We start from the raw sequence: 26,701 nt of genomic DNA, 5'->3' as shown, positions 1-26,701 counted from the left end.
ATGCGCAGGGCCTCGGACAGGGGTACCTGCTCGCGGCTGGTGGCCCGGTCGAAGCCTTCGCCCTTGCAGCGCAGGTCGATCCAGCCGGCGATGTTGGCGGCGACACCGGGCATCAGGCGCGAGCCCAGCGCCTCGACGCGGGCCTGCTCGACCGCGTTGTAGGCGTCGCGGGCGTCCTTGCCGGCGGGCTGGCGGCGCGCGTGGACGGCGTCGTCATGGAAGCGCAGGCGCAGCGCCACCGCGTCGGCGCTGCCGCGCAGGCGCGTCACCTCGTCACTGTCCATGTGCCGCGGCGGCAAGGGCAGGCGCACCTCCTTGCCCTTGTAGCCGGGCTGGCCGGCGGCATAGCCGACCGCGAGGTCGGTCTTTTCGGCGACCGCGCGCACCGCCGCGGCGAGCGAACGCTTGAAGACGTCGACCGGCCCGTCGTCGTGGCCGGCCCCGACGGCCGAGGTGCGCGCGCGCTCCATCTCAGCTCAAATCCGGGCTCAGCTCAGAACCGGGCCCTTCAGGGCCAGATCCTTGCCGAAGCAGCGCTGATAATACTCGGCGATGACCGGACGCTCGGTCTCGTCACACTTGTTCAGGAAGGTGACGCGGAAGGCGAAGCCGACGTCGTTGAAGATGCGGGCGTTCTCGGCCCAGGTCAGCACCGTGCGCGGGCTCATCACCGTCGAGATGTCGCCGGCGATGAAGCCGGTGCGGGTCAGGTCGGCCAGCGCCACCATCGAGCTGATGGTCTCGCGCCCCTCGGCGTTGTTGAACTGCGGCATCTTGGCCAGCACGATCTCGACCTCGGCGTCATGCTCGAGATAATTCAGCGTGGCGACGATGTTCCAGCGGTCCATCTGGCCCTGATTGATCTGCTGGGTGCCGTGATAGAGGCCAGACGTGTCGCCGAGGCCGATGGTGTTGGTGGTGGCGAACAGGCGGAAGAATTTGTTCGGCCGGATGACGCGGTTCTGGTCCAGCAGGGTCAGTCGGCCCTGGGCCTCGAGCACGCGCTGGATGACGAACATCACGTCCGGGCGGCCGGCGTCGTATTCGTCGAAGACGAGGGCGATCGGGCGCTGGATGGCCCAGGGCAGCATGCCCTCGCGGAACTCGGTGACCTGTTTGCCGTCCTTGAGGACAATGGCGTCCTTGCCGACAAGATCGATGCGGCTGACGTGGGCGTCGAGGTTCACGCGCACCATCGGCCAGTTCAGCCGGGCGGCGACCTGCTCGATGTGGGTCGACTTGCCGGTGCCGTGATAGCCCTGGACCATGACGCGGCGGTCGAAGCTGAAGCCGGCGCAGATGGCCAGGGTCGTCTGCGGGTCGAAGCGGTAGGCGTCGTCGATGTCCGGCACATGGCTGTCGCGCTCGTCGAACAGCGGCACGGTCATGTCGGAGTCGATGCCGAACACCTCGCGCACGGTGGCGCGGCGGTGCGGCTCCATGGTCAGGAGGGCGTCGGGGGTGGCGTCGAGCGGGGAGGTCATGCGGGAGCGATTACCGCACCCTCACCGGGTGGTCGAGGCCCATGCCGACGCGAAGGCCCGCATTGAGCGCGAAGGGCAGATGCGTGAGCAGGGGCGGGACGACGCCCTTGAGCCAGTCGGCCAGCGGCGAGGTGTTGCGGACCATGCCGGTCAGGCGGCGCACGCGATCCACGACCGCCGCGTCGACGGGGTGGCGGAGGCGGTTGTAGTCCTCGAGCCGGCCGGGCTCGCCGCCCAGGAAATCGGCGGCGCAGGCGGCGTAGACGAAGGCGTCCTCGATGCCGAGGTTCATGCCCCGCGCGCCCATCGGCGAATGGATGTGGGCCGCGTCGCCGGCGAGGCAGATGCGGCCGACCGTCATGCGCTCGACCGTGCGGTGGGAGATGTGGAAATCGCTCCGCCAATGGATGGTCCCGACCGTCCAGTCCGGCGGCAGGCTGTCGAGCAGCGGCCGGCCGAATCCGATCAGGCGGAAGGTCCGGCCCGAGAAGGGCAGGACGATCAGCGCCCCCTCGTCGTGCAGGTCGATCCAGCCCTGATCCGGCTGCAGGCCGTCGATGTCCGCGTCCATCAGGGTCCACGGCTCGTCCCAACCGTCGCCGGGGAAGTCGAGATCCAGCGCCTTGCGCACGGTGGAATGGGCGCCGTCGCCGGCGAAGAGGAGCGGGGTGGCGACCGTCTCGCCGTCCGCCAGGGTCGCCGTCACCGCGTCGGCGGTCTGCGACACCGCGGTCAGGGCCTTGCCGCGCTCCGGCGCGACGTCGAACCCGGCGAGGGCCTCGGTCAGCAGGGCCTCGGTGCGGGCCTGGGGCAGGATGACCATGGGGTGGTCGGCGCCCAGGGCTTTCCAGTCCGGCCGGAAGGTGGTCAGCGGCTCGCCGTTGTGGTGCAGGAACAGGGTCCGCATCTCCTGCGCCTCGGCGAGGATGCGGGCGGTGACGCCGGTATCCTCCAGCAGATGCAGGGTGCGCGGATTGACGCCCAGCGCCTTGGAGGTGCGGGTCGGCTCGGTTGCGGCGTCGATGACGCGGACCGGCACGCCCCGCCGGCTGAGGAACAGGGCCGCGGCCAGTCCCGCGGGACCGGCGCCGACGATCAGGACCTGCGGCGAGGCGCGCATACGGCCACGCTAGGCCGCCGTCAGCCTGACGTCCACATTGCCGCGCGTGGCGTTGGAGTAGGGGCAGACCTGGTGGGCCTTCTGGATCAGGTCGTCGATGACCGCCCGGTCAAGGCCGTGGTCGGTGACGGTCAACTCGACGTCGAGGTTGAAGCCCTCGCCGCGGGTGTTGTTGCCGAAGCCGATGCCGGCGCCGACTTTCGTGTCGGGGCCGACCGGCGTCCCGGCCTTGCCGGCGACCAGTCGCAGGGCGCCGAGGTAGCAGGCGGCGTAGCCGGTGGCGAACAGCTGTTCGGGATTGGTCCCGTCTCCGCCCTTGCCGCCCATCTCGGTGGGGACCGAGAGGCGGACGTCGATCTTGCCGTCGTCGGTGGCCGAGCGGCCTTCGTCGCGGCCGCCGCCGCTGGCGACAGCGTGGGCGCGGTAGAGGACTTCCATGGCGAGGCTCCTTGGATGGGAGCCACTTACCTAGGCGCCGCCGTCGCGGACGCTAGGCCAGCCCCGCCTTCTTCAGCGTCTTGTAGGCCTTGATGACGTTCTGGAGCTTGGCCTCGGCCCCGCGGTCGCCCTTGTTCAGGTCGGGGTGGAAACGTTTCAGCAGCTCGTGGTAGCGGGCCTTGATGGCCTTCTTGTCGGTACGGGCGTCGAGGCCGAGGTCGGCCAGGGCCGCGCGCTCCAGCTTGCCGATGCGCAGGTCGTCCTCGCCGCCGGGCCCGGCCTGCTCCTTCGTGCGCCGGCCGAACAGGCCGAAGCTGTCGCGCCAGCTGCCCGCGCCCGTGGTGTTGGACGTGCCGAATTTCGAGGCGAAGGCGGCGGCCTCGCGGGTGAATTTGCCGGCCTTCATCTCCCAGGTCGGACGGCCGCCGGTCATGGCCTCGTCCTCCTGGGCGGCGCGGACCTCGCCCTCGGACATGCCGGCGTAGAAATTCCAGCCCTTGTTGTACTCGCCGGCGTGGCGCTGACAGAAATCGTAGAAGTCGTTCAGCCGCTCGCGCGACTTGGGGGCGCGCGCCGTCGCGGGCATGCGGCAGTCGGGCCACTGGCACGGCTTCTCGCCCGGCTTGAGGTGCAGCACGTCGGCTTCGGCCGCCTCCTCTTCGGGCTTGGGCGGCTTGACCCGCATGTCCTTGAAGCGCGGCTTGTATTGAAAGGCGGATGACATCGCCCGAAGTGTAGGGTCGAATTGGTCACCAACAAGGACAAGCCCATGCCGGAAGGCCCGATTGCGTCGATTATCCGCGAAAAACTGCAGGCGGGCCTGTCGCCGACGCATCTGGAGATCGAGGACGACAGCGGGCGGCACGCCGGTCACCACCATGAGGGCGGCGTCGACGGCCGCGCCGGGGGCGAGAGCCATTTCAACCTCACCGTCGTCTCGGCCGCCTTCGAGGGGCAGGGACGGGTGCAGCGCCAGCGCGCGGTGAACGCCCTGTTGCGCGAGGAACTGGCGGGGCCGGTGCACGCCCTGTCGATCCGCGCCCTGACGCCGGCGGAGGCGGGGGCCGCCTGACGCCGCGGCTTATTCAGCCGGAAACCGTCAAGCGTCAGCGTTCACCTCGTCTTAGAATCTTGCCCATAGCGTTCGCCCCGGGTTGTTTGGGAGGGGCGCGCGCAATGGTCGAATCGGACGGAATCACCAAGCCAGCCAATGGCGAACCGGGTTCCGGCGAGGCCGCCCAGGCGCTGCGCGCCATTCTGCAGACGCAATACCTGCGCTATCTGATCATCGCCAGCTGGGCCGTGGGCCTGCTCGCCGTCGTCGGGCCGGTCGGATCGGCCCTGTGGTTCTTCGGCACGATCGCCGCCGGCGCCCTGCGCGGCGCGGTGGAGAAGCGCATCAGCGAGCGCGTCGGCGCCGGCTGGGGCCTGATCTTCCCGGCGGTCGCGACCGGCACCACCGCCGCCTGGGCCGCCGCGCCCCTGATGGCGTGGTTCTCGGGGCATCCCTTCGGCCAGCCGCTGGCCATGACCCTGCTGGTTTCCGGCTATGTGCTGGTGTTCGCCCAGCTGCGCAGTTCGCCGAAACAGGCCGTGGTGATCTCGTCGCCCTACGGCGTTTCCGCCGCCGTCATCGCCGCCTCGCTGTGGGGCACCGACCTGTTCTGGGCCTTCATGGGCGTGGTGCCGTTCACCGCCGCCGGCCTGGTCGTGCTGGTGCTGATGACCATGCTGCGCGAGGAACGCATCCGCGCCTTCCAGGAGCACCAGGCGCATCTGATCGAGGAGCTGGAGTCCGCCCGCGACCGCGCCAATGCGGCCAGCGAGGCCAAGTCGAGCTTCCTGGGCGTGATCTCGCACGAGCTGCGCACGCCGATGAACGGCGTCCTCGGGGCCGCCCAGTTGCTGGGCGCGACCCGGCTGGAGCCGACGCAGCGGGAGTATCTGTCGATCATCCGCAATTCGGGCGACAACCTGCTGAGCCTGCTCAACGACATCCTCGACATGACCAAGATCGAGGCGGGCAAGATGACCTTCGAGATGGTCGACGTCTCGGTCGAGGACCTGCACAAACGCGTCACCGGCCCGTTCCAGGCCCAGGCCGAGGCCAAGGGCCTGACCTTCTCGGCCCGGTTCGAGGGCGAGGCGCCGGCCGTGGTGCGCGGCGACCCGCTGCGCGTCTGCCAGGTGATCCACAACCTGCTGTCCAACGCCGTGAAATTCACCGACGCCGGCGAGGTCGCCTACACCGTGCGGTCCGAGCGGCTGGACGACGACAAGGTCCGCTTCGACTTCTCGGTCAAGGATTCCGGGGCCGGCATCTCGCCCGAGGATCTGGCCCGGCTGTTCCAGCCCTTCACCCAGGTGGACGCCTCGTCGACGAGGCGTTTCGGCGGCACCGGCCTGGGCCTGACCATCTCGCGGCGCATGGCCAACATCATGGGCGGCGACATCTCGGTGGTGTCGACGGTCGGCGAGGGCTCGATCTTCACCTTCACGGTCGAGGCCGAGGTGGTGGAATGGACGCGCGAGGAGGCCGCGGCGCCGATCGCGGCCGAGGTCGAGGACGGCCGCTCGCTGAACGTGCTGGTGGTCGAGGACCACCCGGTCAACCGGATGATCCTGGAGGCGTGGATGAGCTCGGCGGGGCACACCTCGTCGACGGCGGAGAACGGCCAGATCGCGCTCGACATGGCCAATGGCCAGCGCTTCGACCTGATCGTCATGGACGTGAACATGCCGGTGATGGACGGCCTGACCGCCACGCGCGGCATCCGCGCCGGCGGTGGGGCCAATGCCGAGACTCCCATCGTCGTCCTGTCCGCCTCGGCCCGCACCGAGGACCACGAGGCCGGCCTGGACGCGGGGGCCGACGCCTATCTGAACAAGCCGATCGACTTCGCCGCCCTGGCGCTGGTGATGAACCGGGTCGGCGGCGGCCGGGCCGCGCTGCGCTCGCTGGTCGAGGACGGCGAGAAGGCCCGGGCGGCCTGACGCCAGGCGGCAATAGCGTTCAAAAGCCGACGCTCGGGTGAACGGCGGGTGAGCACGGCCGTTCAGACCCGGCTCAAGGGCCGGGGCCCAGGGTGCGGGCAAGTCGAAATCCTTCGGCCGCACCCGGAGCCACACCATGAAGAAAGTTCTCACCGCCGCCCTGGCCGCGACGCTCGCCATGAGCTCGCTGGGCATCGCTTCCGCCGCCGAGGCCCAGTCGCGCGGCCAGCACGAACAGCGCCAGGATCGCCGCGACGACCGCCGCGACGACCGCCGCGACGACCGTCGTGAACATCGTCAGGACCGCCGTGAAGACCGGCGCGAATGGCGCCACGAGCAGCGCGAGGATCGCCGCGAGGCGCGCCAGGACCAGCGGGCCTACGCCCAATGGCAGCGGTCGCAACGCCGCTACAACGCCGGCCGCTACGTCGCGCCGCGCGGCTACGCCGTCCGTCAGTGGTCCTACGGCCAGCGGATGCCGTCCTACTACCGCTCGAACCAGTATGTGGTGAGCAACTACGGTCAGTACGGCCTGCGCGCCCCGCCCCGCGGCTACCACTATGTCCGCAGCGGCAATGACGTCGTCCTCGCCGCCGTCGCCGGCGGCCTGATCACCGCCGTCATCGCGGGCCTGTTCAACTAGGGCCTGATGCGCTTCGATTGAGGCGAGCGACGCCCCGGAAGGAGACTTCCGGGGCGTTTTCGCGTTTGAAGGACGGATGCGCGCCTTCGCCGAACTGCTGGACCGCCTGTCGCTGACGGCCTCGCGCAATGCGAAGCTGGTGCTGTTGAGGGACTATCTGCGGACCACGCCCGATCCGGACCGCGGCTGGGCCCTCGCTTCGCTGACCGGCGACCTGACCTTCGACGCGGCCAAGGCGGCGATGATCCGCAAGGCCGTCGAGGCGCGGATCGACCCGATCCTGTTCGGCTGGTCGTACGACTACGTCGGCGACCTGGCCGAGACGGTGGCGCTGATCTGGCCGCGCGATCCGGACCACCGCGCCAACCGCGAGCCCGAACTGGGCGAGGTGGTCGAGGCGCTGCGCACCGCCGGCCGCGGCGAGGTGGCGGGACTGCTGGAGGGTTGGCTCGACGCGCTGGAGCCAAAGGGCCGATGGGCGCTGCTGAAGCTGATGACAGGGGGTCTGAGGGTGGGGCTGTCGGCGCGGCTGGCCAAGACCGCCGCCGCCATGGTGCGGCCGGAGCAGGTGAGCGAACCGCCCGATCCGGACGGGGGAGAGGCGGCGGTCGCGCTCGAACCCATCGATGTCTCGGAGATCGAGGAGGTCTGGCACGCGCTCAGCCCGCCCTACGCCGACCTGTTCGCCTGGCTGGAAGGACATGGAGACCGGCCGGACGCCGAGGCGCCGGGGCGGTTCCGGCCGGTGATGCTGGCGGTCGCGATCGACGAGGCGATCGACTTCGCCAGGCTCGACCCCGCCGACTACGCGGCGGAATGGAAATGGGACGGCATCCGGGTGCAGGCCGTGCGCGAAGGCGGCGTGGCGCGCCTGTATTCGCGCACCGGGGACGAGATCTCGGGCGCCTTCGCCGACGTCATGGCGGGGCTGGCGTTCGAGGGGGCGGTGGACGGGGAACTGGTGGTCTGGCGTGACGGAGCCGTGGCGCCGTTCGGCGACCTGCAGCAACGGCTGAACCGCAAGAGCGTCGACGCGAAGATGATGGCGGCCTTCCCCGCAGCCATCGTCGCCTATGACCTACTGGCCGAAAACGGCGAGGACCTGCGGCTCCTGCCGTTGCGCGAGCGACGGACCCGACTGGAGGCGCTGGCAGCGGGGCATGGCGGGGGCCGGCTGCACCTATCGCCGATCGTGGCCTATGCGGACTGGGACGAGCTGGCCGTGCTGCGCGCCGATCCGCCGGTCGGGGCGGCGGCCGAGGGTCTGATGCTGAAGCGCTGGGACAGCCCCTATGTCGCGGGCCGGCCGAAGGGGCCGTGGTTCAAGTGGAAACGCGACCCGCACGTCATCGACGCCGTCCTGATGTACGCCCAGCGCGGCCATGGCAAGCGGTCCAGCTTCTATTCCGACTACACCTTCGGCGTCTGGACGGAGGAGGGGGCGCTGACCCCGGTTGGCAAGGCCTATTTCGGCTTCACCGACGAGGAGTTGAAACAGCTCGACAAATTCGTCCGGGACCACACCGTGGAGCGGTTCGGGCCGGTGCGGTCGGTGCGCGCCGAGCGCGATTTCGGCCTGGTGCTGGAGATCGCCTTCGAGGGGCTGAACCGGTCGACGCGGCACAAGTCCGGCGTGGCCATGCGCTTTCCGCGCGTCAGCCGCATCCGCTGGGACAAGCCGGCGCGGGAGGCCAATACCCTGGATGACGTGATGGACCTGCTCGACGCGCTGGAGAGCGGCGGCGGCCGGGTCGGTGTGGCGCGGGCGTGAAGAATCCAGCTCCACGGGGTGCCAAAGCCGGACAGGCGCGTTAGACCCGGCCCATGCTTTCGCTTCCGACTTCGCTGAATGACGCCGTGGCCGCCGGCCAGGAGGCGGTGAGCCTCGACGCCGCCGTGGTGGCAAAGCTGACCGACATGGCCGGGGACCTGGCGGTCAACCTGTCGATCGCCGTGCTGATCCTCGTCGCGACGATCATCGGGGCGAAATGGGCCTCGCGCCTGACCCGCCGTGCGCTGTCGAAGGTTCGGGGCTTCCGCCACGACCCGACCGTGCTCAGCTTCGTGGTGCAGGTGGTGCGGGTGGTGGTCTACATCATCGGCTTCATCGCCGTGCTGCAGCGGCTGGGCGTCCAGACCACCTCGATCATCGCGGTGCTGGGCGCCGCCTCGCTGGCCGTCGGCCTGGCGCTGCAGGGCACCTTGTCCAATGTGGCGGCCGGGGTGCTGCTGTTGGTGCTGCGTCCGTACAAGGTCGGCCATGTCATCGAGGTCGGCGGCGCCTCCGGCACTGTGCAACGGCTGGACCTGTTCACCACCCAGCTGTCGAACGCCAACAATCACAAGATCGTGGTGCCGAATTCGAAGGTGCTGAACGAGGTCATCGTCAACCTGACCGGCCAGAGGACGCGGCGCATCGAGATCAATTTCACCGTCGGCTACGGCGACGACCTGAACCGGGCGCGACAGGTGCTGGCCGATGTCGCCGTGGCCCACGAGAAGGTGCTGGCCGACCCCGCGCCATGGACGGGCGTGACCGGCCTGCTGGACAGCGCCGTGCAGGTCAGCCTGCAGGCCTGGGTGAAGGTCGACGACTGGTGGCAGACCCAGTCCGATCTGATCCAGGGCGGCAAGGAGGCTCTGGACGCGGCGGACATCGAAATTCCCTTTCCCCATCAGGTCGCCGTCCCTTATGGCGACGAGGCCGTCATGCCGGTGGTCACGGTGCGGACCGCGCAGGGCCGCAGCGACGACGGGATGGACGAGACTTCGGACGGGGATCAGGGCTGAGCCATGCGGTACGATTTCGGTTCGGATAACACCGCGGGGATGGCGCCGGCCGCCTTGCGGGCGCTGGTGGACGCCAACGAAGGCTACGCCCGCGCCTATGGGGCCGACGAAGTCACCGCCCGCGCCGCCGAACAGATCCGCCGGCGGCTGGACGCGGACGCGGAGATCCGCTTCGTCTTTTCCGGCACGGCGGCCAACGCCATCGCCCTGTCGATGCTGGCCTGGCCGCACGAGGCGGTGCTGGCCCACCACGCCGCCCACGTCTGCACCGACGAGACGGGCGCGCCGGGCTTCTTCGGTTCGGGCGTCGGCCTGATCGGCCTGCCGGGGTTTTCCGGGCGGATCGATCCGGTGGCGCTGGACGCCGCGCTGGAGGAGCCGGAGGTCGGTCACCGCCAGCCGCCGGCGGCGCTGAGCCTGACCCAGTCCACCGAATACGGCACCGTCTACACGGAGGAGGAGCTGCGGCGCCTGATAGAGCCGGTGAAGCTGAAAGGCTGTGGGGTGCACATGGACGGGGCGCGGCTGGCCAATGCGGCGGCGGCGGGCTTCGACCTGACCCAGATCGCCCGGCTCGGCGTCGACGTGCTGGTGTTCGGCGGGGCCAAGGCCGGGGCCAACTGCGCCGAGGCGATCGTCATGTTCGACCGGTCGCTGGCCCGGCGTATCGACAACCGGCTGAAGCAGGCGGGGCAGACCGCGTCCAAGGCCCGATACCTCGCGGCGCCCTTCCTCGGCCTGCTCGAGAGCAACGCCTGGGAGGACGGAGCCGCCCACGCCAATCTGATGGCGCAGCGGCTGGCCGACGGCATCCTGGCCGGATCGGCCTTCGCCCTGGCCCATCCGGTCGAGGCGAACGCGGTGTTCGTGCGCATGCCGCCGGCGGCCCACCGCCGGCTCAACGACCTGGGCTGGGCCTGCTACCGGTTCGACGACGGCTCGGTGCGCTTCGTCTGCTCCTGGGCCACGACCGCCGAGGCCGTGGACGAGCTGCTCGACGCCTTCCGGCGCCTCTGATAGCAACCAATGTCGGGAATGCGACTTTAGCGTATCGCGCTTCGGCGCGCCGCTGATGGAGGGCGGCGCGTGGCGAAGCAACCGGAAGATCAGGACATGCCGCCTTCGGACCGGGCCCTGCGCGAGGCCTTCGAGGCCATCGAGGCCGAGCCGCTTCCGGCTGCCATCGCGGACCACCTGGACCGCCTGACCGATGGTCCTGCCGACTCCGAGACGCCGAACTGAGGCTCAGGCGTCGCCGCGGGGCATGTCCATGGCCTCGGCCAGCCGGTTGCGGGCGCGGTTGACGCGGCTCTTGATCGTGCCCAGCGCGCAGCCGGCGATCTCGGCCGCTTCCTCGTAGGAGAGGCCGGCGGCGCCGACCATGACGATGGCCTCGCGATGCTCGGGGGGGAGGTCGTCGAGCGCGACCTTGAGGGCGCTCAGCTCCACCGTCCATTCCTGGCTGCCCTCGGCCGTCAGGCGGGCGGCGTGGTGACCATCCTCGTCGGCGACCTCCCGGCTGCGCTTGGCCACCGAGGAGTACCAGGAATTCCGCAGGATGGTGAAAAGCCAGGCCCTGAGGTTGGTGCCCGGCTCGAACCGGTCGCGATAGGTCCAGGCCTTGGTCAGCGTCTCCTGGACGAGATCGTCCGCGTCGGCGCCGTTGCGCGACAGGGACCAGGCGAAGGCGCGAAGGGATGGAATGCGGGCCGTGACCGCCTCACGCCAGTCCGTGCGATCGATGATGCCCCCCGAGCGGGCGGGGCCGGAGTCGTGACCCTCGTGGGGGGCGCTGGGCAGCGACATGCTGACAAGGCTCTCGATAGCTGGAATGTCGCCTTAAATCAGGGACGTGCGATCTCAACGCCTGCTCGGCGGGAGCGTTCCGCTGGACAGGGCGGCTTCTGCATGGAACAAAAGGGGACCGAACCCGGTTGACGCAAACCGCGGACGGGGGGCAGGGCCAACGCATGAGCGCATTGAACAGGGCCTTGGCGACGACCGGCGCGATGATCGAGGAATTCCGCCGCGTCCGCTCGGCCATGCCCGCGCTGGCCTGGGGGCTGAGCCCCGAGGATCTGGCCGCGCAGTCGATGGCGGACTGCAGCCCGGGCAAGTGGCACCTGGCGCATACCAGCTGGTTCTTCGAGGCGATGATCCTGGCGGACGCGCCGGACTACCGCCCCGTCGATGCGCGGTTCCAGATCCTGTTCAACAGCTATTACGAAGCCTTGGGCGAACGGGTCGAGCGGCGCGAGCGGGGGCTGATGACCCGGCCCTCGCTGGACGAGGTGCTGGCCTACCGGCGTGAGGTCGACCGGCGGATGGAGGCGTGGCTGGAAGGCGGCGCGCCGGATGCGCGGCAGGCCTATCTGTTCACCCTCGGCCTGCATCACGACCAGCAGCATCAGGAGCTGTTCCTGATGGACCTGCTGAACCTGATGGCCCGCTCGCCGCTGGACCCCGCCGCCTATGACGCGGAGCCGAGGCCGCGGCCGGCGCAACCCTCGCGGGGCGGCATGACGCGGTTCGAGGGCGGCCTTGTCCGGATCGGGCACGAGGGCGGCGGCTTCGCCTTCGACAACGAGGGGCCGGCCCATCCGCAGTGGCTGGAACCCTATGGGCTGGACCACGACCTGGTCGGCAACGGCGACTGGATCGCCTTCATCGAGGACGGCGGCTACGTCAGGCCGGAGCTGTGGCTCTCCGACGGCTGGGCGACGGTCAAGTCCGAGGCCTGGACCGCCCCGCTGTACTGGCGCCGCGACGACGACGGCTGGACCACCCTGACCCTGGCGGGCCGGCGGCCGGTCGATCCGGACGCGCCGGTGCGGCACGTCAGCTTCTACGAGGCCGAGGCCTACGCCCGCTGGGCCGGCCGCCGCCTGCCGACCGAGGCGGAGTGGGAGCACGCGGTCCGCTGTCGGCCGGACGTGTTCACGAATGCGTTTGGCGAGGTCTGGCAGTGGACGTCGAGCGCCTACGCCCCATATCGGGGGTTCAGACCGACCGAAGGAACCGCGTCTGAGTACAACGGCAAGTTCATGGCCAATCAGATGGTGCTGCGCGGGTCATCCTGGGCGACGCCTGAGGGGCATGGACGGGCCAGCTACCGGAACTTCTTCTATCCGCATCAGAGGTGGGCGTTCATGGGACTGAGACTGGCCGAGGACCTGCCGCCCCCGCCCGTGCGGGCGGGCCAGGACGGCGAGGCGGCCCGCTTCCGGCGCGATCTGGTCGCCGGGCTGGGCCGCTCGCCGAAGACGGCGTCGCCGAAATGGTTCTACGACGCCGAGGGCTCACGCCTGTTCGAGGAGATCACCCGCCTGCCGGAATATTATCCGACGCGGCAGGAGGCGGCCCTGCTGCGCCAGGTCGCTCCGGCCTGGGCGGGGCGGTTCGGCGACGGGGCGACGCTGGTCGAATTCGGTTCGGGCGCGAGCGAGAAGACCCGGATCGTGCTGGACGCCGCGCCCGGTCTGGCCGCCTATGTGCCGATCGACATCAGCGCCGACGCGCTGAACGCCGCCGCCCGGCGCATCGCCGACACCTATCCGGACCTGAAGGTCGCGCCGCTGGTCGGCGACTTTCTGCATCTGGCCGCCCTGCCTGAAGGGATCGGTGCGGGGCGGCGGGTCGGCTTCTTCCCCGGTTCGACGATCGGCAACCTGCATCCCGCCGAGGCCGAGGCCTTCCTGAGCGCGGCCCGCCGCCAGCTCGGCGCCGGCGCGCTGTTCATCCTCGGCGTCGATCTGGTCAAGTCGCCGGACGTGCTGGTCGCCGCCTACGACGACGCGGCGGGGGTGACGGCGGCCTTCAACCGCAACCTGCTGATCCGGGCGAACCGCGAACTGAAGGCGGGCTTCGACGTCGACAGCTTCGTGCATCGCGCGGTCTGGAACGCGGCCGCCTCGCGCATGGAGATGCACCTGGAGGCGACGCGGGACATGCAGGTGGAGATCGACGGCCGGATGATCGCCTTCCGCAAGGGCGAGACCATCCACACCGAAAATTCGCGCAAATTCACCGAAGCCTCGGTCCGCGAACTGGCGGCGGCCTCGGGCTGGACCGTCGCGGCCTTCGAGACCGGACCGGCGCCCTCGGTGGCGCTCGCCCTGCTGGAGTCCTGATACGGAAAGGGCGACGCCCAACGGCGCCGCCCGTCGATCCACCCGGGATCGCCGCGTCTATTCGGCGCGGCGGGCTTCCTTGGTGCGCGACCCGTGCGAGGCCTCGCCGCCCTTGCGCCCCGCCTGGGCGGCCAGGCTGCGGTCCTGCGAGAAGCTGCGCTTTTCGCTGGGCACGCTGGCCCCGCCCTTGCGCGCGATCTCGCGCTGTCGCTCGGGGTCCATCGAGGCGAAGCCCCGCTTGGAAACGCCAGAAGCTCGGGTGGGCTGACCTAAAGCCATTGCTGTGTCCTTTCACGCCGACGGTCGAGGTTGCTCTCTGAACCCTCGCGCCGTCGTCCGGTTCCGGTTCCGACCTCACAGAAACGCGAGCGAATCAGAGGGGTTCGCGCTGCCTCAATGGCCGTTGCCGCCATAGGGCCGGGAGTCGCCCTCGCCGCCGCCGCCGGGGTCGGGCGGGGGCATTTCCTCGGGGATGGAGCCGGGATCGTAGTCGGGCCCGGGCGTGTCCGGCTGGGGAATGTCGGGCTGGGGCGTGCCGGGCGGAGTGGGTTCGATGTAGGTCATGGCGGCCTCCTTCCCCTGGCTCAACGCGGGGCGGGTGGGCCCGTTCAATCACGAGCGGGACGGCCGGAACTCGGGGCGCGCGCGCGGATTGATCAGCCGAACCCCCGACCCCTTCAGGAGCCCCGTCATGACCGACACCCCCTACACCGGCCCGACCTCGCCCGAGGACATCGTGGATGACGTCGACGCTGGTTCCGCCCGCCTCGAACAGGAAGCGGACGCCATCCTGGCGGAGGGCAGGGCCTTCGGTCCCCGGCCGATCCACGAGGCGGTGCGCGAGGACGCTGTCGCCGCGGGCGAGTGGAGCCGCGCGCGCGCCGAACGCCTGCGCCGGGCGGTCGAGGATGAGCCCGTCAAGGCGACGCTCTACGCGCTGGGCCTCGGCGTCGTCATCGGCATGCTGATCGCGCGCTAGTCAGGAAGGGCCGCTGGCGGGGCGGGCGATCGGCGCCCGCTTCATCGCTTCATCCGACACGAAGGGATTGCTGCGCCGCTCGGCCCCGAAGGTCGAGCTGGGACCGTGACCCGGCACGAAGGTGACGTCGTCGCCCAGCGGCCAGAGCCGCGTAACGATGGCGTTCAGCAGGGCGCCATGGTCGCTGCGGGGGAAGTCGGTGCGCCCGATCGAGCCCTGGAACAGCACATCGCCGACCTGGGCGAAGCGGGCCTCGCGGTTGAAGAAGATCACGTGGCCGGGGGTATGCCCGGGGCAGTGGTAGACCTCCCAGGTCGTCTCTCCCAGCGTCAGCACGTCGCCGTCGGCCAGCCAGCGGGTCGGGGTGAAGCTGCGCGCTTCGGGCAGGCCGTACAGCTGCCCCTGTTGCGGGATGCCGTCGATCCAGAACTGGTCGTCCGGGTGCGGGCCGATGATGTCGAGGCCGGTCTTCTCCTGCATCTCGGCCGCACCGCCGGCGTGGTCGAGATGGCCGTGGGTGATCCAGATGGCGTCCAGCGTCAGCCCCTGCTTCGCCACAGCGCCGAGCAGGCCGTCGACCGAGGCGCCGGGATCGATGATGGCGGCCTTCAGGGTCTTGCGGCACCAGACGAGGGTGCAGTTCTGCTGCAGCGGGGTGACCGGGAAGACGGCGACGCCGATCGGGGGAGGGGGCTGGTCCATGGCGTCCAGATAGCGGCTCGGACGTCAGGCTGAAACCCGGACCGGTGCGGGTTCACGTTGACCTTTGAGGCGGTCATCGACATAAGGGCGGGCTTCAAAGGCGCCGCCTCGAAAGGGCGGCCCTTGTTGCTTTACCCACACCGCGCAGCGCCAGCCTCGAAGGCGCCGCCCCAGAGCGTCAGAATCCCGACCATGCAAGTCGTCGAAAAGTCCAACGAAGGCCTCAGCCGCGTGATCGCGGTGACCATTCCGGCCGAGGAGCTGAACCAGAAGCTGGACGCGAAACTGAAGGAAGTCGCGCCGCAGATGAAGCTCAAGGGCTTCCGTCCCGGCAAGGTCCCGACGTCGCATGTGCGCAAGACCTTCGGCCGCGACCTGATGGGCGAGATCGTCAACGAAGCGCTGAACACCTCCAGCCAGAAGGCCCTCGACGAGGCCAAGGTGCGCCCCGCCGCCCCGGCCGAGATGAAGCTGACCTCGGACATGGACAAGGTCCTGACCGGCGGCGAGGACCTCGCCTACGAGATGTCGCTGGAAGTGATGCCGGACTTCACCCCGGTCGACGTCAAGACGCTGAAGCTGAAGCGCCCGACCTACGAAGCCACGGACGCCGACCTCGACGAGGCCCTCAACGAACTGGCAGGGCAGGCCAAGTCGTACGAGGAAAAGACGGGCAAGACCGTCAAGGCCGCCGAGGGCGACGAGGTCACCATCGACTTCCTGGGCAAGCTGGACGGCGAACCGTTCGAAGGCGGCGCCGCCGAGGACACCCAGCTGGTGATCGGCTCCAACCGCTTCATCCCGGGCTTCGAAGAACAACTGAAGGGCGCCAAGGTCGGCGAGGAGAAGGTCCTCAACGTGACCTTCCCCGAGGACTACCAAGCCAAGCATCTCGCCGGCAAAGCCGTGACGTTCGACGTCAAGGTGAAGGCCATCAAGGCCGAGGTTCCGGCCAAGGTCGACGAGGACTTCGCCAAGCGCATCGGCCTGGAGTCGCTGGACAAGCTCAAGGAGCTGCTGCGCGACAACCTGAACCAGCAGTACAAGGGCGCCGCCCGCTTCAAGCTGAAGCGCGCCCTGCTCGACGAGCTGGACAAGGCCCACGACTTCCCGCTGCCGCCCAAGATGGTCGACGCCGAGTTCGACGGCATCTGGGGTCAGGTTCAGGCCGACAAGGACGCCGGCCGCCTGCCGGAAGAGGACGCCAAGAAGTCCGAGAAGAAGCTCAAGGACGAGTACCGCAAGATCGCCGAGCGCCGCGTGCGGCTGGGCTTGGTGCTGGCTGAGATCGGCCGCGCCAACAACGTCCAGATCACCGACCAGGAGCTTAACAACGCCATCATGAACGAGGCCCGCAACTATCCGGGGCAGGAGCGTCAGGTGCTGGATTTCTACCGCCAGAACCCCAACGCCGCCGCCCAGATGCGCGCCCCGATCTATGAGGAGAAGGTCTGCGACCTGATCTTCGACCAGGCCAAGGTGACCGATACGAAGATCACCAAGGAAGAGCTGCTCAAGGAAGACGACGACATCTGATCCGTCGTCCATCGCGTTGATCTGCAGCCCCCGTTCCGGACGCCGGAGCGGGGTTTGCGTTTCAGGACGCCTGATTGACGACCGCGCCTTTCGGGAACAGGGTTCAACTCCGGCCTGAGCCGGAGCGCAACCTGACGGCACGCCATGTTTCTCGCACCGCTGATCGGCGCCATGGCTCTGACGCTGGCGTCGCAACAGGCGCCCGCGCCGCAGGACCCTCTCCAGGCCCCGGCGGTGGTCGATGACGTCCTGGTCGATGGACGACGACTGGAAGAGCGGGTCCGCGCCTTCGTCGATGAGGTGGCCGCGCCGCCCCGGCGGCGGGGCATTGCCCGGTGGTGGGACCGGGTCTGCTTCGGCGTGGTCAATCTGCAGGCGGTCCAGGCGCAGTCGCTGATCGACCGCCTCTCGACGGTCGCGGACGAATACGGCGTGCGTCTGGCGGGGCCCGGCTGCCGGCCCAATGTGGTGGTGATCTTCGCCGACGACGGCCAGGCCATGGCGGACGCCGTGGTCGAGGCGGAACGTCCGCTGTTTCACCTCGGCGTCGGCGGACTCGACCGCGGCAAGGTGGCGCTGGAGCGGTTCCGGCAGTCGGACGCGCCGGTTCGCTGGTGGCACGTCAGCCTGCCCGTAATCGGCTCGACCGGGGAACGCGCGATCCGCATGCCGGGAGACTTCGGGCCGATCTACGTCCCGGCCGAGGGGCTGGTGAATCACGGTCGGCCGATCACCGACGTGCTCAACAAGGTCATCGTCATCGTCGATGCGGCGAAGGTCGAGGGCGTCGACGGCGACCAGCTGGCCGAATACCTGGCGATGGTCAGCCTGGCCCAGGTCGACCCTGACGGCGATATGACCGGCTACGACACCGTCCTGAACCTGTTCGCCGCCTCGACCGCGCCGGCCGGGCTGACCGCCTGGGACCGCAGCTATCTTGAGGGGCTGTACCAGTCGCGGCCGGACCGGATCGATCCGTCGGGCCAGGCCCGGTCGGTCACCCGGATCCTCAGGGCCGAAGAAAACGCAACGTCGGAGCCCCGGCCATGATCGTCGGCGGATTGCTCGCCCTCGCGCTGAGCGCGCAGCAGGTCCCGCCCGCGCCGCCGGCCCCCGTGGAGGAGCCGATCCGGCTGGAGGACGTCGTCGTCGATGCGCGGCGGCTGGAGTCCGCGGCGGAGGAATACGTCGACCTGATCGCCGCCCCCGCCGGTCGTCGCGGCCTGGCGCGGTGGCATGACGGCGTCTGCGTGGGCGTGGCCAATCTCGAGAACGCGCTGTCGCAGCAGCTGGCCGACCAGGTCTCCGACGTCGTGCGGAGCCTCGGCCTGCGGGCGCATGAGCCGCCCTGCCATCCCAGCGTCCTGATCATCGCCACCACAGATGCGGCCCGTTTCGCGGAGGAGTTCGTCGCCATGCGGCCGGTGCTGTTCCGCGTCGGATCGCCGGGGATGGACCGGGGCAAGTCTGCGCTGCGGGCCTTCATGACCGAGGACAGGCCGGTGCGCTGGTGGCATGTCAGCCTGCCGATCGACAGCCAGACCGGAATGCCGGTCATCCGCATGCCGGGGGAGGTCAACGGGGCCGGGGTCGGGGCGGGCTCTGTGATGGACTATGCGCCGATCACCAACGTCAATTCCCCGTCGCGGCTGAGCAGCCAGTATGTGGATGTGCTGAAGCGGGTGTTCATCATCGTCGACGTCGACCGGCTGAACAACGCGACGGCGCAGCAGCTGGGCGCCTACCTGGCCATGGTGGCGCTGGCCCAGATCAATCCCGAGGCGGACACCCGCCAGTTCGACACCATCCTGAACCTGTTCGACGATCCCGCCGCGGCCCCGCCCGGGCTGAGCGGCTGGGACCAGGCCTATCTCGAGGGCCTGTACGGCTCCGGCTCGGAATCGCACCGCATCAACCAGCGCAGCCAGGTCCAGGCTGTGGCGGCCGCGATCGCCGACGCCTACCGCGATCTCCCGGACGAGACGGAGCCGGCGCCGGTTCCCTGAGGCCGCTCGGGCCTCAGCCGGGCAATGCGCGGGACCGACCTGCACCGCCTGGGCCGTGTACCCGACGGACCTCGTCCGGAGCCGAACGAGGCGCGCGCGCCACCTCACGCCTTGCGTCAACCGGCCGGCGACGCGATATCCTGTCTCAACAGGCGGCGGCCGGTGAGTCGCGCGCCATGCATCCCGAGAAGGCCCAAATGCGCGATCCCATCGAACTGATGAACATGAACCTCGTCCCGATGGTGGTCGAGCAATCCAGCCGCGGCGAGCGGGCCTTCGACATCTTTTCGCGCCTGCTGCGCGAGCGGATCATCTTCCTGACCGGACCCTTCGAGGACGGCATGGCCTCGCTGATCTGCGCCCAGCTGCTGTTCCTGGAATCGGAGAACCCGAAGAAGGAAATCAGCATGTACATCAACAGCCCCGGCGGTCAGGTGACCTCGGCGCTCGCGATCTACGACACCATGCAATACATCCGCTCGCCCGTTTCGACCGTGTGCATGGGCATGGCCGCCTCGGCCGGTTCGCTGATCCTCGCCGCCGGCGCCGCGGGCCAGCGCGTAGCCCTGCCCAACGCCCGCATCATGGTGCACCAGCCCTCGGGCGGCTTCCGCGGCCAGGCCTCGGACATCGAGCGCCACGCCGAGGACATCCGCTACACCAAGCGGCGTCTGAACGAGATCTACGTCCACCACACGGGCCGCACCTATGAGGAGGTCGAGAAGACCCTCGACCGCGACCATTTCATGAGCGCCGAGGAGTCCAAGGCCTGGGGCATCGTCGACCACGTCTACGACAAGCGCGAACAGGCCGACGAGGATGGCGTCAAGACGCCGGGATCCTGACCGCCCCGCGACAAAGACAATGGAAGAGGCGCACCCGGGCGGTGCGCCTCTTTTCGTTTGTGCTATCAGGCCGCCATGCAGACGCGCGACACGAAGGGGACCGTCGAGGTCGACGGCGACATCTATCACTGGGAGCTGCGCCGCCAGCCGCGGCCGACCACGGGCGGCCAGTGGGAAGGCATCGCCGTCACCCTGCGGCTGCAGGACTTCAAGCGAGAGGCGGTGGTGCAGTTTCCGCCGCCGCTGCGTCCGAACGGCCGTCCCGACACGGAGAAGCAGTTCGTCAACGTCGACCATGTGCGCAACGCCGTGGCCGCGGCCATCGAGGCCGGCTGGAACCCCACCTCGCGCGGCAAGGCGGTGGCCTTCGACGTGGACGCCGAGGGGCGTTGAAGCCCGCCAGCCCTGCGAAGGGGCGGTGACCCGACAAACGCAGAACCATGGTATATGGCCCCATGTAGTATGGAGGGGGTCCCGTGATCCGTGCTCTTGCCACGGCGATAGTGCTTGGAAGCTCCGGCCTGGCCCACGGCCAGACCCCATCCCCGCCTGAACAGGAGCCGGTGGAGCAGGAGCCTGCCCAGGTCGAGGACGTCATCGTCAACGGCCGCAGCCTTGAGCAGCTGTCCACCCGGTTCGTGAACGAAGTCGCCCAACCGACCCTGAGGTGGCGAGGTCTGGCGCGCTGGTTCGGGCCGGTGTGTATCGGCGTCGCGAATTTCCGGCGGGATACGGCCCAGCATATCGCCGACTCCCTGGCGACGATCGGCGGGCAAATGGGCGTTCCGATCAACGACGGCGCGTGCTCGCCGAATGTCCTGGTCATCGGCGCCACGGACAGTCGCGCCGTGGCCGCGGAATGGGCCAGGACCCGCGGTTGGGCCTTTCACCGCGATGGTTCGCAAGGCGTGGGCCGCCCCTCGACCCTCGAGTGGTTCACCGACGCCGATGTTCCGGTCCGGTGGTGGCACGTCAGTGCCCCTATGTATGTCGACCAGATGACGGGCAGGGTGGGCAGGGGAAACCAGCCCTATGTGATCGCCAAGTCGCAGCTGTGGCCCCGACGGCGGGCGGACCTGCAGCAGATCACAATCATTGTCGACGTCGACAGGGTGGAGGGCGTCACGGTCGATCAACTGTGCAGCTATCTCGCCATGCTGGCGTTCTCCCAGGTGGACCCCGAGGCCGACACCTCCGGGTTCGACTCGATCCTGAACCTGTTCAAGGGACCGGATAGCCCGGGCGGACTGTCGGTCTGGGACAGGGCCTATCTCACATCCATGTACGCCGCCCCGGAAGACCGGCGTCTGTCTTCAGGCGACCAGGCGCGAGGGCTGACGTCCGTCCTGCGTGCGGAGGAGGCCGGCCCCACCGCGGTGGCGGAGCCTCGCTAGGCTACGGGCCGACCTTGCCGGTGAAGACACGGAAGCCCGGCTCGTCGGCGATGGTCAGCATCTCCGTGTCCCCCGAGGTGTCGCCATAGGCGGCCGCAAGCCGCACATCCCCGCCATAGACCGCCTGCAGCCGGCGCACCTTCTCCTCGCCGCGGCAGTTGGGGCTGGCGAAGGCGCCGGTGACTCGGTCGTCGGCGTCGAACACCAGCGGCGTGCCGAGCAGGGCCTCGGCGCCGAGGCGGCGGGCGAACGGGGCCACCGTGGTCTCGGGGCTGGCGGTGACGATCACCCGGTGCGCGCCCTTCTCGCCCCAGGCGTTCCACACGGCGAGGGCGTCCGGGCGCATGAACCTGTGCCAAATCCGGTCAGCGAAGCGTTCGGCGTCGGCCTCCAGTGTCGCGCGGTCCACACCCTTGAGGAATTCGCGCACCGAGGCGGCCTTGATCCGGCCTCGGTCCCGGTCGCGGGCATAGGTCGCCACCGCCGGCGCCATCCTCACAAGGCCCAGAGCCCAGCCGCCCGCCCCGGCGCGCCAGCGCAGGAATTCGGTGAAACTGTCCCGGATCGTCAGGGTGCCGTCGAAATCGAAGGCGACGATGGCCTGATCCTTGCGGGGCCGCTGGCGAAATGGAGCGTCGCTTCCCATGTCAGACATTCGCCGCGATCACCCTCAACAGTAAACCGTCCGCTTCCGCCTGCTGCTCCGCTTTCGCGGGGTTGTGGCGGGCGCGGGGATGGGTGATTGTCATTTTTTGAAGACCTTTGCGCCCATTGTTCGGGAATCAACGCGGAGGAAGCGCGTTAGGCCTCATATCGGGGCCATCGCGGGAGTGAGAAGGGTCGATGACCAAAGCCGCCGGCACAGACGCCAAAAGCACGCTCTACTGCTCTTTCTGCGGGAAGAGCCAGCATGAGGTGCGCAAGCTCATCGCCGGGCCGACCGTGTTCATCTGCGATGAATGCGTCGAGCTCTGCATGGATATCATCCGTGAAGAGCACAAAATCTCGTTCTCCAAGGCCAAGGACGGCGTCCCGAGCCCGAAGGAGATCCGCGAGGTCCTCGACGACTATGTGATCGGCCAGAGCCACGCCAAGAAGGTGCTGAGCGTCGCCGTCCACAACCATTACAAGCGCCTGAACCACGCGACGAAGAACAACGACGTCGAACTGGCCAAGTCGAACATCATGCTGATCGGGCCGACCGGCTCGGGCAAGACGCTGCTGGCCCAGACGCTGGCGCGCATCATCGATGTGCCCTTCACCATGGCCGACGCCACGACCCTGACCGAAGCCGGCTACGTCGGCGAGGACGTCGAGAACATCATCCTCAAGCTGCTGCAGGCCTCGGATTACAACGTCGAGCGGGCCCAGCGCGGCATCGTTTACATCGACGAGATCGACAAGATCTCCCGCAAGTCGGACAACCCCTCAATCACCCGCGACGTGTCGGGCGAGGGCGTGCAGCAGGCCCTGCTGAAGATCATGGAAGGCACCGTCGCCTCCGTGCCCCCGCAGGGCGGCCGCAAGCATCCGCAGCAGGAGTTCCTGCAGGTCGACACCGCCAATATCCTGTTCATCGTCGGCGGCGCCTTCGCCGGCCTCGAGAAGGTCATTTCGGCCCGCGGCGACGGAGCCTCGATCGGCTTCGGCGCCAAGGTCAAGGAGATCGACGAGCGCCGCACCGGCGACATCCTCAAGGGCGTCGAACCGGATGACCTGATGCGCTTCGGCCTGATCCCCGAGTTCATCGGCCGCCTGCCCGTGCTGGCGACGCTGGAGGACCTCGACGAGGAAGCCCTGGTCACCATCCTGACCGAGCCGAAGAACGCCCTGGTCAAGCAGTACAAGCGCCTGTTCGAGATGGAGAACGTCGACCTGACCTTCACCGACGACGCGCTGATCGCCGTCGCCAAGAAGGCCATCACCCGCAAGACCGGCGCCCGCGGCCTGCGTTCGATCCTCGAAGGCATCCTGCTGGAGACCATGTTCGAACTGCCGACCTTCGAGGGCGTCGAGGAGGTCGTGGTCAACGCCGAGGTGATCGAGGGCAAGGCCCAGCCGCTGCTGATCTACTCGGAAACCAAGAAGAAGACGGCCGACGGCGCCGCCTGACGCCAAGTCTCCATGTGACCGGAATTGGGGCGGGTCCGGCGACGGGCCCGCCCTTTTCGTTGGTCCCGGTGAGGCCGCGGCGCCACAGCGGACCGAGGCGGCGTTTTGCGGGGCGGCGGTGAAGGGCGCACAGCGGATGCGGGGAACCCGGCGCCCGCGCCCGCGGTTTGCCCCTGGAACGGCTGTGGATGGAAGGGACGGTCGGCCACCCGTCACGCTTGAACGGCGGGTGATCCGAACCACATACTCATTCAAAGGCCGCCGAACGGCGGGCCGAGTCGATACGGCGGGGCACGGTCGCCCCGAACGCCGGCGCGGCGGGCTCGAGATCAACGAGAGCCCCGGAAAGTAGGCATCATGTCAGAGACCAAAACACTGCCCGTCCTGCCGCTGAGAGACATCGTGGTCTTTCCGCACATGGTCGTGCCGCTGTTCGTGGGGCGCGAGAAGTCCGTCAAGGCGCTCGACGAGATCATGAAGGGCGAGAAGCAGATCCTGCTCGCCACCCAGAAGAACAGCGTCGACGACGATCCGCAGGCGGACGCCATCTATCCGATCGGCGTGCTGGCCACCGTGCTGCAGCTGCTCAAACTGCCCGACGGCACCGTCAAGGTGCTGGTCGAGGGCAAGAGCCGCGCGCGCCTGACCCGCTTCACCGAGCGCACTGACTATTTCGAGGCCGAGGCGGTCGAGATCGCCGACGATCCGGGCGAGCCGTCCCAGTCGGAAGCCCTGCTGCGCGCGGTCATCGAGCAGTTCGAAAACTATGTGAAGCTGAACAAGAAGGTGCCGCCCGAGGCCCTCAGCTCCATCCCCCAGATCACCGATCCGTCCAAGCTGGCGGACTCCGTCGCCGCCCACCTGTCGGTCAAGATCGCCGACAAGCAGGGACTGCTGGAAACCGTCTCCGTGCCGTCGCGGCTGGAGAAGGTCTACGGCCTGATGGAAGGCGAGATCAGCGTCCTGCAGGTCGAGAAGAAGATCCGCTCGCGCGTGAAGCGCCAGATGGAGAAGACCCAGCGGGAGTACTATCTCAACGAGCAGATGAAGGCGATCCAGCGCGAGCTGGGCGAGACCGACGACTCGCGAGACGAGATCATGGAGCTGGAGAAGCGCATCCGTAAGACGCGCCTGTCCAAGGAAGCCCGCACCAAGGCCGAGGCCGAGGTCAAGAAGCTGCGCAACATGAGCCCGATGTCGGCGGAATCGACGGTGGTGCGGAACTACCTCGACTGGCTGCTGTCGATCCCGTGGGGCAAGGCCAAGACCAAGCCCATCGACCTGAACAAGGCCGAGGCCATTCTCGAGGAGGACCACTACGGCCTCGAGAAGGTCAAGGAACGGATCATCGAATATCTGGCCGTCCAGGCGCGCACCAATACGCTGAAGGGCCCGATCCTGTGCCTCGTCGGCCCTCCGGGCGTCGGCAAGACCTCGCTGGCCAAGTCGATCGCCAAGGCGACCGGCCGCGAATACGTGCGGATGTCGCTGGGCGGCGTGCGCGACGAGGCCGAGATCCGCGGCCACCGCCGGACCTACATCGGCTCCATGCCTGGCAAGATCATCCAGTCGATGAAGAAGGCCAAGACGACCAACGCCTTCGTCCTGCTGGACGAGATCGACAAGCTCGGCGCCGACTGGCGCGGCGACCCGTCCTCGGCCCTGCTCGAGGTGCTGGACCCGGCCCAGAACAACGCCTTCGGCGACCACTATCTGGAGGTCGACTACGACCTCAGCAACGTCATGTTCGTGACCACGGCCAACAGCCTGAACATGCCGCAGCCGCTGATGGACCGGATGGAGATCATCCGGGTGTCGGGCTACACCGAGGACGAGAAGGTCGAGATCGCCAAGCGCCACGTCCTGCCCAAGGTGACGGCCGACAACGGCCTGAAGCCGGCCGAGTTCGTGGTGCCCGACGACACCATCCGCGACCTGATCCGCTACTACACCCGCGAAGCCGGCGTGCGCTCGCTGGAGCGGGCGCTGGGCGGTCTGGCCCGCAAGGCGGTGCGCGAAATGGCCCGCGAGAAGACGCTGTCGATCACCGTCGACGAAGCCAAGCTGGCCGACTACGCGGGGGTCAAGAAGTACCGCTACGGCGAGACCGACGAGGAGGATCAGGTCGGCATCGTCACCGGCCTGGCCTGGACCGAGTTCGGCGGCGACATCCTGACCATCGAGGCGATCAAGATGCCTGGCCGCGGCCGCATGACCGTGACCGGCAACCTGAAGGAGGTGATGAAGGAGTCGATCTCCGCCGCCGCCTCCTACGTCCGGGCCCGGGCGCTGAACTTCGGCGTCAAGCCGCCGGTGTTCGAGAAGACCGACATCCACGTGCACGTGCCGGACGGCGCGACGCCCAAGGACGGCCCCTCGGCCGGCGTGGCGATGACGGTCGCCATGGTCTCGGTCCTGACCGGGGTGCCGATCCGCAAGGACATCGCCATGACCGGCGAGATCACCCTGCGCGGCCGGGTCACCGCCATCGGCGGCCTGAAGGAGAAGCTGCTCGCGGCGCTCCGCTCGGGCATCAAGACGGTGCTGATCCCGGAAGAGAACGAGAAGGATCTCGCCGACGTGCCGGACAATGTGAAGTCGGCGCTGGAGATCGTGCCGATCAAGACCGCCGACGAGGCGCTGAAGTGGGCCCTGACCGGATCGCTGACTCCGGTGGAATGGGACGAGGCCGCCGAGCCGCTTCCCGCCGCGCCGCCGATCCAGGACCCCGGCACGGTGCCCGCCACGCACTGACCCCGCCTGAATGAAAAGAACCCCGCCCGGAGCGATCCGGGCGGGGTTTTTCGTTGTGTCGGAGATGGACGTCTAGAGGCTGTCGACCATCACCAGTTCGGCGTCGGCCCTGGCGGTGATGACGATCGCCGCCTCGTCCTTGATGGCCGCGCCGTCGCGGGCGTTCAGCTTGACGCCGTTGACCTCGACCTCGCCGACGGCGGGGACCAGATAGGCGCGGCGGCCCTCGGCCAGGCTGTAGGTGAGGCTCTCGCCGGCCTTCAGCGTGGCGCCGAGCACCCTGGCGTCGGCGTTGATGGCCAGGGCGTCGTCGGACGGGTCGCCCGAGGCCAGAACCTGGAACTGGCCGGTCCGGTCGCTCTTGGGGAATTCCCGCTGGCCCCACGACGGCTTCGCACCCGGCTTGTCGGTCTCGATCCAGATCTGGAACAGGGTGGTCAGTTCGTCCTCGAGGTTGAACTCGGCGTGACGCACGCCCGTGCCGGCGCTCATCACCTGCACATCGCCGGCCGGGGTGCGGCCCCGGTTGCCCATCGAGTCCTCGTGGGTGATGGCGCCGGTGCGGACGTAGGTGATGATCTCCATGTCAGCGTGCGGGTGGGGCGGAAAGCCCGATTTCGCGGCGATCTCGTCGTCGTTCCAGACGCGCAGCCGGCCCCAGCCCATGCGCGACGGGTCGTGGTAGCCGGCGAAGGAGAAGTGGTGTTTGGCGTTCAGCCAGCCGTGGTTCGCGCCGCCGAGGCTGGAGAAGGGGCGGACGTCGATCATGAGGGG

General features: G+C 68.8%; 27 protein-coding genes and 1 pseudogene. 17 read left to right on the top strand and 11 right to left on the bottom strand.

What is annotated here, in order from left to right:
* The 5 genes and pseudogenes from VEA98_RS06605 to VEA98_RS06585 form a co-directional block, all read right to left on the bottom strand.
* A pseudogene (locus VEA98_RS06605) lies at positions 1-470 on the bottom strand (cobaltochelatase subunit CobT); the annotation flags it as partial.
* An 18-nt stretch (positions 471-488) separates the two neighbouring features.
* On the bottom strand, positions 489-1,484 hold the full coding sequence (gene cobS, locus VEA98_RS06600) for a cobaltochelatase subunit CobS (RefSeq protein ID WP_324812034.1): 996 nt from the start codon (positions 1,482-1,484) through the stop codon (positions 489-491).
* A gap of 10 nt (positions 1,485-1,494) precedes the next feature.
* On the bottom strand, positions 1,495-2,604 hold the full coding sequence (locus VEA98_RS06595; protein ID WP_324812031.1) for an FAD-dependent oxidoreductase: 1,110 nt from the start codon (positions 2,602-2,604) through the stop codon (positions 1,495-1,497).
* Between the two features lie 9 nt (positions 2,605-2,613).
* Entirely contained in the window at positions 2,614-3,042 is a 429-nt protein-coding gene (locus VEA98_RS06590; protein WP_324812028.1) for an organic hydroperoxide resistance protein, read from the bottom strand.
* A gap of 52 nt (positions 3,043-3,094) precedes the next feature.
* Positions 3,095-3,766, bottom strand: a complete 672-nt coding sequence (locus VEA98_RS06585) for a J domain-containing protein (RefSeq protein ID WP_324812025.1) — start codon at positions 3,764-3,766, stop codon at positions 3,095-3,097.
* A gap of 45 nt (positions 3,767-3,811) precedes the next feature.
* Here VEA98_RS06585 and VEA98_RS06580 point away from each other — a divergent pair, with 45 nt between their 5' ends.
* The 7 genes from VEA98_RS06580 (at position 3,812) to VEA98_RS06550 (ending at position 10,711) form a co-directional block, all read left to right on the top strand.
* Entirely contained in the window at positions 3,812-4,114 is a 303-nt protein-coding gene (locus VEA98_RS06580; RefSeq protein WP_324812023.1) for a BolA family protein, read from the top strand.
* A gap of 104 nt (positions 4,115-4,218) precedes the next feature.
* A complete protein-coding gene (locus tag VEA98_RS06575) occupies positions 4,219-6,036 on the top strand; it encodes an ATP-binding protein (RefSeq protein ID WP_324812021.1) in 1,818 nt (605 codons plus the stop codon).
* 136 nt (positions 6,037-6,172) lie between these two features.
* Entirely contained in the window at positions 6,173-6,679 is a 507-nt protein-coding gene (locus tag VEA98_RS06570; protein ID WP_324812018.1) for an RcnB family protein, read from the top strand.
* 76 nt (positions 6,680-6,755) lie between these two features.
* On the top strand, positions 6,756-8,450 hold the full coding sequence (locus tag VEA98_RS06565; RefSeq protein ID WP_324812015.1) for a cisplatin damage response ATP-dependent DNA ligase: 1,695 nt from the start codon (positions 6,756-6,758) through the stop codon (positions 8,448-8,450).
* Positions 8,451-8,503: 53 nt separating this feature from the next.
* Positions 8,504-9,469: a mechanosensitive ion channel family protein gene (locus tag VEA98_RS06560; RefSeq protein WP_324812012.1), complete on the top strand. Its 966-nt coding sequence runs from the start codon at positions 8,504-8,506 to the stop codon at positions 9,467-9,469.
* Between the two features lie 3 nt (positions 9,470-9,472).
* A complete protein-coding gene (locus VEA98_RS06555; RefSeq protein WP_324812010.1) occupies positions 9,473-10,486 on the top strand; it encodes a threonine aldolase family protein in 1,014 nt (337 codons plus the stop codon).
* Positions 10,487-10,555: 69 nt separating this feature from the next.
* A complete protein-coding gene (locus VEA98_RS06550) occupies positions 10,556-10,711 on the top strand; it encodes a hypothetical protein (RefSeq protein WP_324812008.1) in 156 nt (51 codons plus the stop codon).
* Positions 10,712-10,714: 3 nt separating this feature from the next.
* Here VEA98_RS06550 and VEA98_RS06545 read toward each other — a convergent pair whose 3' ends face one another.
* On the bottom strand, positions 10,715-11,275 hold the full coding sequence (locus VEA98_RS06545) for a sigma-70 family RNA polymerase sigma factor (RefSeq protein WP_324812006.1): 561 nt from the start codon (positions 11,273-11,275) through the stop codon (positions 10,715-10,717).
* Between the two features lie 164 nt (positions 11,276-11,439).
* Here VEA98_RS06545 and egtB point away from each other — a divergent pair, with 164 nt between their 5' ends.
* Complete coding sequence (gene egtB / locus VEA98_RS06540; RefSeq protein ID WP_324812004.1) at positions 11,440-13,599, top strand: ergothioneine biosynthesis protein EgtB; 2,160 nt, start codon at positions 11,440-11,442, stop codon at positions 13,597-13,599.
* A 57-nt stretch (positions 13,600-13,656) separates the two neighbouring features.
* Here egtB and VEA98_RS06535 read toward each other — a convergent pair whose 3' ends face one another.
* Together VEA98_RS06535 and VEA98_RS06530 are read right to left on the bottom strand one after the other, a co-directional pair.
* Complete coding sequence (locus tag VEA98_RS06535; RefSeq protein ID WP_324776476.1) at positions 13,657-13,878, bottom strand: general stress protein; 222 nt, start codon at positions 13,876-13,878, stop codon at positions 13,657-13,659.
* 114 nt (positions 13,879-13,992) lie between these two features.
* On the bottom strand, positions 13,993-14,163 hold the full coding sequence (locus VEA98_RS06530) for a hypothetical protein (protein ID WP_324812002.1): 171 nt from the start codon (positions 14,161-14,163) through the stop codon (positions 13,993-13,995).
* Positions 14,164-14,290: 127 nt separating this feature from the next.
* Between VEA98_RS06530 and VEA98_RS06525 the strand changes: the two genes are divergently transcribed.
* Entirely contained in the window at positions 14,291-14,578 is a 288-nt protein-coding gene (locus VEA98_RS06525; RefSeq protein ID WP_324811999.1) for a hypothetical protein, read from the top strand.
* Here the strand turns inward: VEA98_RS06525 and VEA98_RS06520 are convergent, their stop codons facing one another.
* Positions 14,579-15,280, bottom strand: a complete 702-nt coding sequence (locus tag VEA98_RS06520; RefSeq protein WP_324811996.1) for an MBL fold metallo-hydrolase — start codon at positions 15,278-15,280, stop codon at positions 14,579-14,581.
* Positions 15,281-15,472: 192 nt separating this feature from the next.
* Here VEA98_RS06520 and tig point away from each other — a divergent pair, with 192 nt between their 5' ends.
* The 6 genes from tig (at position 15,473) to VEA98_RS06490 (ending at position 21,061) form a co-directional block, all read left to right on the top strand.
* Complete coding sequence (gene tig, locus VEA98_RS06515; RefSeq protein WP_324811994.1) at positions 15,473-16,816, top strand: trigger factor; 1,344 nt, start codon at positions 15,473-15,475, stop codon at positions 16,814-16,816.
* A 144-nt stretch (positions 16,817-16,960) separates the two neighbouring features.
* Positions 16,961-17,866: a hypothetical protein gene (locus VEA98_RS06510; RefSeq protein WP_324811991.1), complete on the top strand. Its 906-nt coding sequence runs from the start codon at positions 16,961-16,963 to the stop codon at positions 17,864-17,866.
* Positions 17,863-18,822: a hypothetical protein gene (locus VEA98_RS06505; RefSeq protein ID WP_324811989.1), complete on the top strand. Its 960-nt coding sequence runs from the start codon at positions 17,863-17,865 to the stop codon at positions 18,820-18,822. Before VEA98_RS06510 ends, VEA98_RS06505 begins: the two co-directional genes overlap by 4 nt.
* Before the next feature lie 197 nt (positions 18,823-19,019).
* On the top strand, positions 19,020-19,667 hold the full coding sequence (locus tag VEA98_RS06500; RefSeq protein WP_324811987.1) for an ATP-dependent Clp protease proteolytic subunit: 648 nt from the start codon (positions 19,020-19,022) through the stop codon (positions 19,665-19,667).
* A 75-nt stretch (positions 19,668-19,742) separates the two neighbouring features.
* Positions 19,743-20,060 carry a hypothetical protein gene (locus tag VEA98_RS06495; RefSeq protein WP_324811984.1) on the top strand — a complete coding sequence of 106 codons (318 nt, stop codon included), beginning with the start codon at positions 19,743-19,745 and terminating at the stop codon, positions 20,058-20,060.
* Between the two features lie 83 nt (positions 20,061-20,143).
* A complete protein-coding gene (locus VEA98_RS06490; protein WP_324811982.1) occupies positions 20,144-21,061 on the top strand; it encodes a hypothetical protein in 918 nt (305 codons plus the stop codon).
* A 1-nt stretch (position 21,062) separates the two neighbouring features.
* On the opposite strand, the gene VEA98_RS06485 is transcribed toward VEA98_RS06490, so the two are convergent.
* Positions 21,063-21,716: an HAD-IB family hydrolase gene (locus tag VEA98_RS06485; RefSeq protein WP_414642153.1), complete on the bottom strand. Its 654-nt coding sequence runs from the start codon at positions 21,714-21,716 to the stop codon at positions 21,063-21,065.
* A gap of 188 nt (positions 21,717-21,904) precedes the next feature.
* Here VEA98_RS06485 and clpX point away from each other — a divergent pair, with 188 nt between their 5' ends.
* Positions 21,905-23,173 carry an ATP-dependent Clp protease ATP-binding subunit ClpX gene (gene clpX / locus VEA98_RS06480; protein WP_324811978.1) on the top strand — a complete coding sequence of 423 codons (1,269 nt, stop codon included), beginning with the start codon at positions 21,905-21,907 and terminating at the stop codon, positions 23,171-23,173.
* A gap of 357 nt (positions 23,174-23,530) precedes the next feature.
* The gene (gene lon, locus VEA98_RS06475) at positions 23,531-25,927 is read left to right on the top strand and encodes an endopeptidase La (RefSeq protein ID WP_324811976.1); all 2,397 of its coding nucleotides are present in this window, start codon (positions 23,531-23,533) and stop codon (positions 25,925-25,927) included.
* 72 nt (positions 25,928-25,999) lie between these two features.
* On the opposite strand, the gene VEA98_RS06470 is transcribed toward lon, so the two are convergent.
* Positions 26,000-26,695: a pirin family protein gene (locus VEA98_RS06470; RefSeq protein ID WP_324811973.1), complete on the bottom strand. Its 696-nt coding sequence runs from the start codon at positions 26,693-26,695 to the stop codon at positions 26,000-26,002.
* Positions 26,696-26,701: the final 6 nt, after the last annotated feature.

The organism is Brevundimonas sp. (assembly GCF_035627055.1).
Taxonomy (GTDB): domain Bacteria; phylum Pseudomonadota; class Alphaproteobacteria; order Caulobacterales; family Caulobacteraceae; genus Brevundimonas.
The sequence above is the reverse complement of the archived record's forward strand: the minus strand, read 5'-3'. Positions and strand labels throughout refer to the sequence as shown.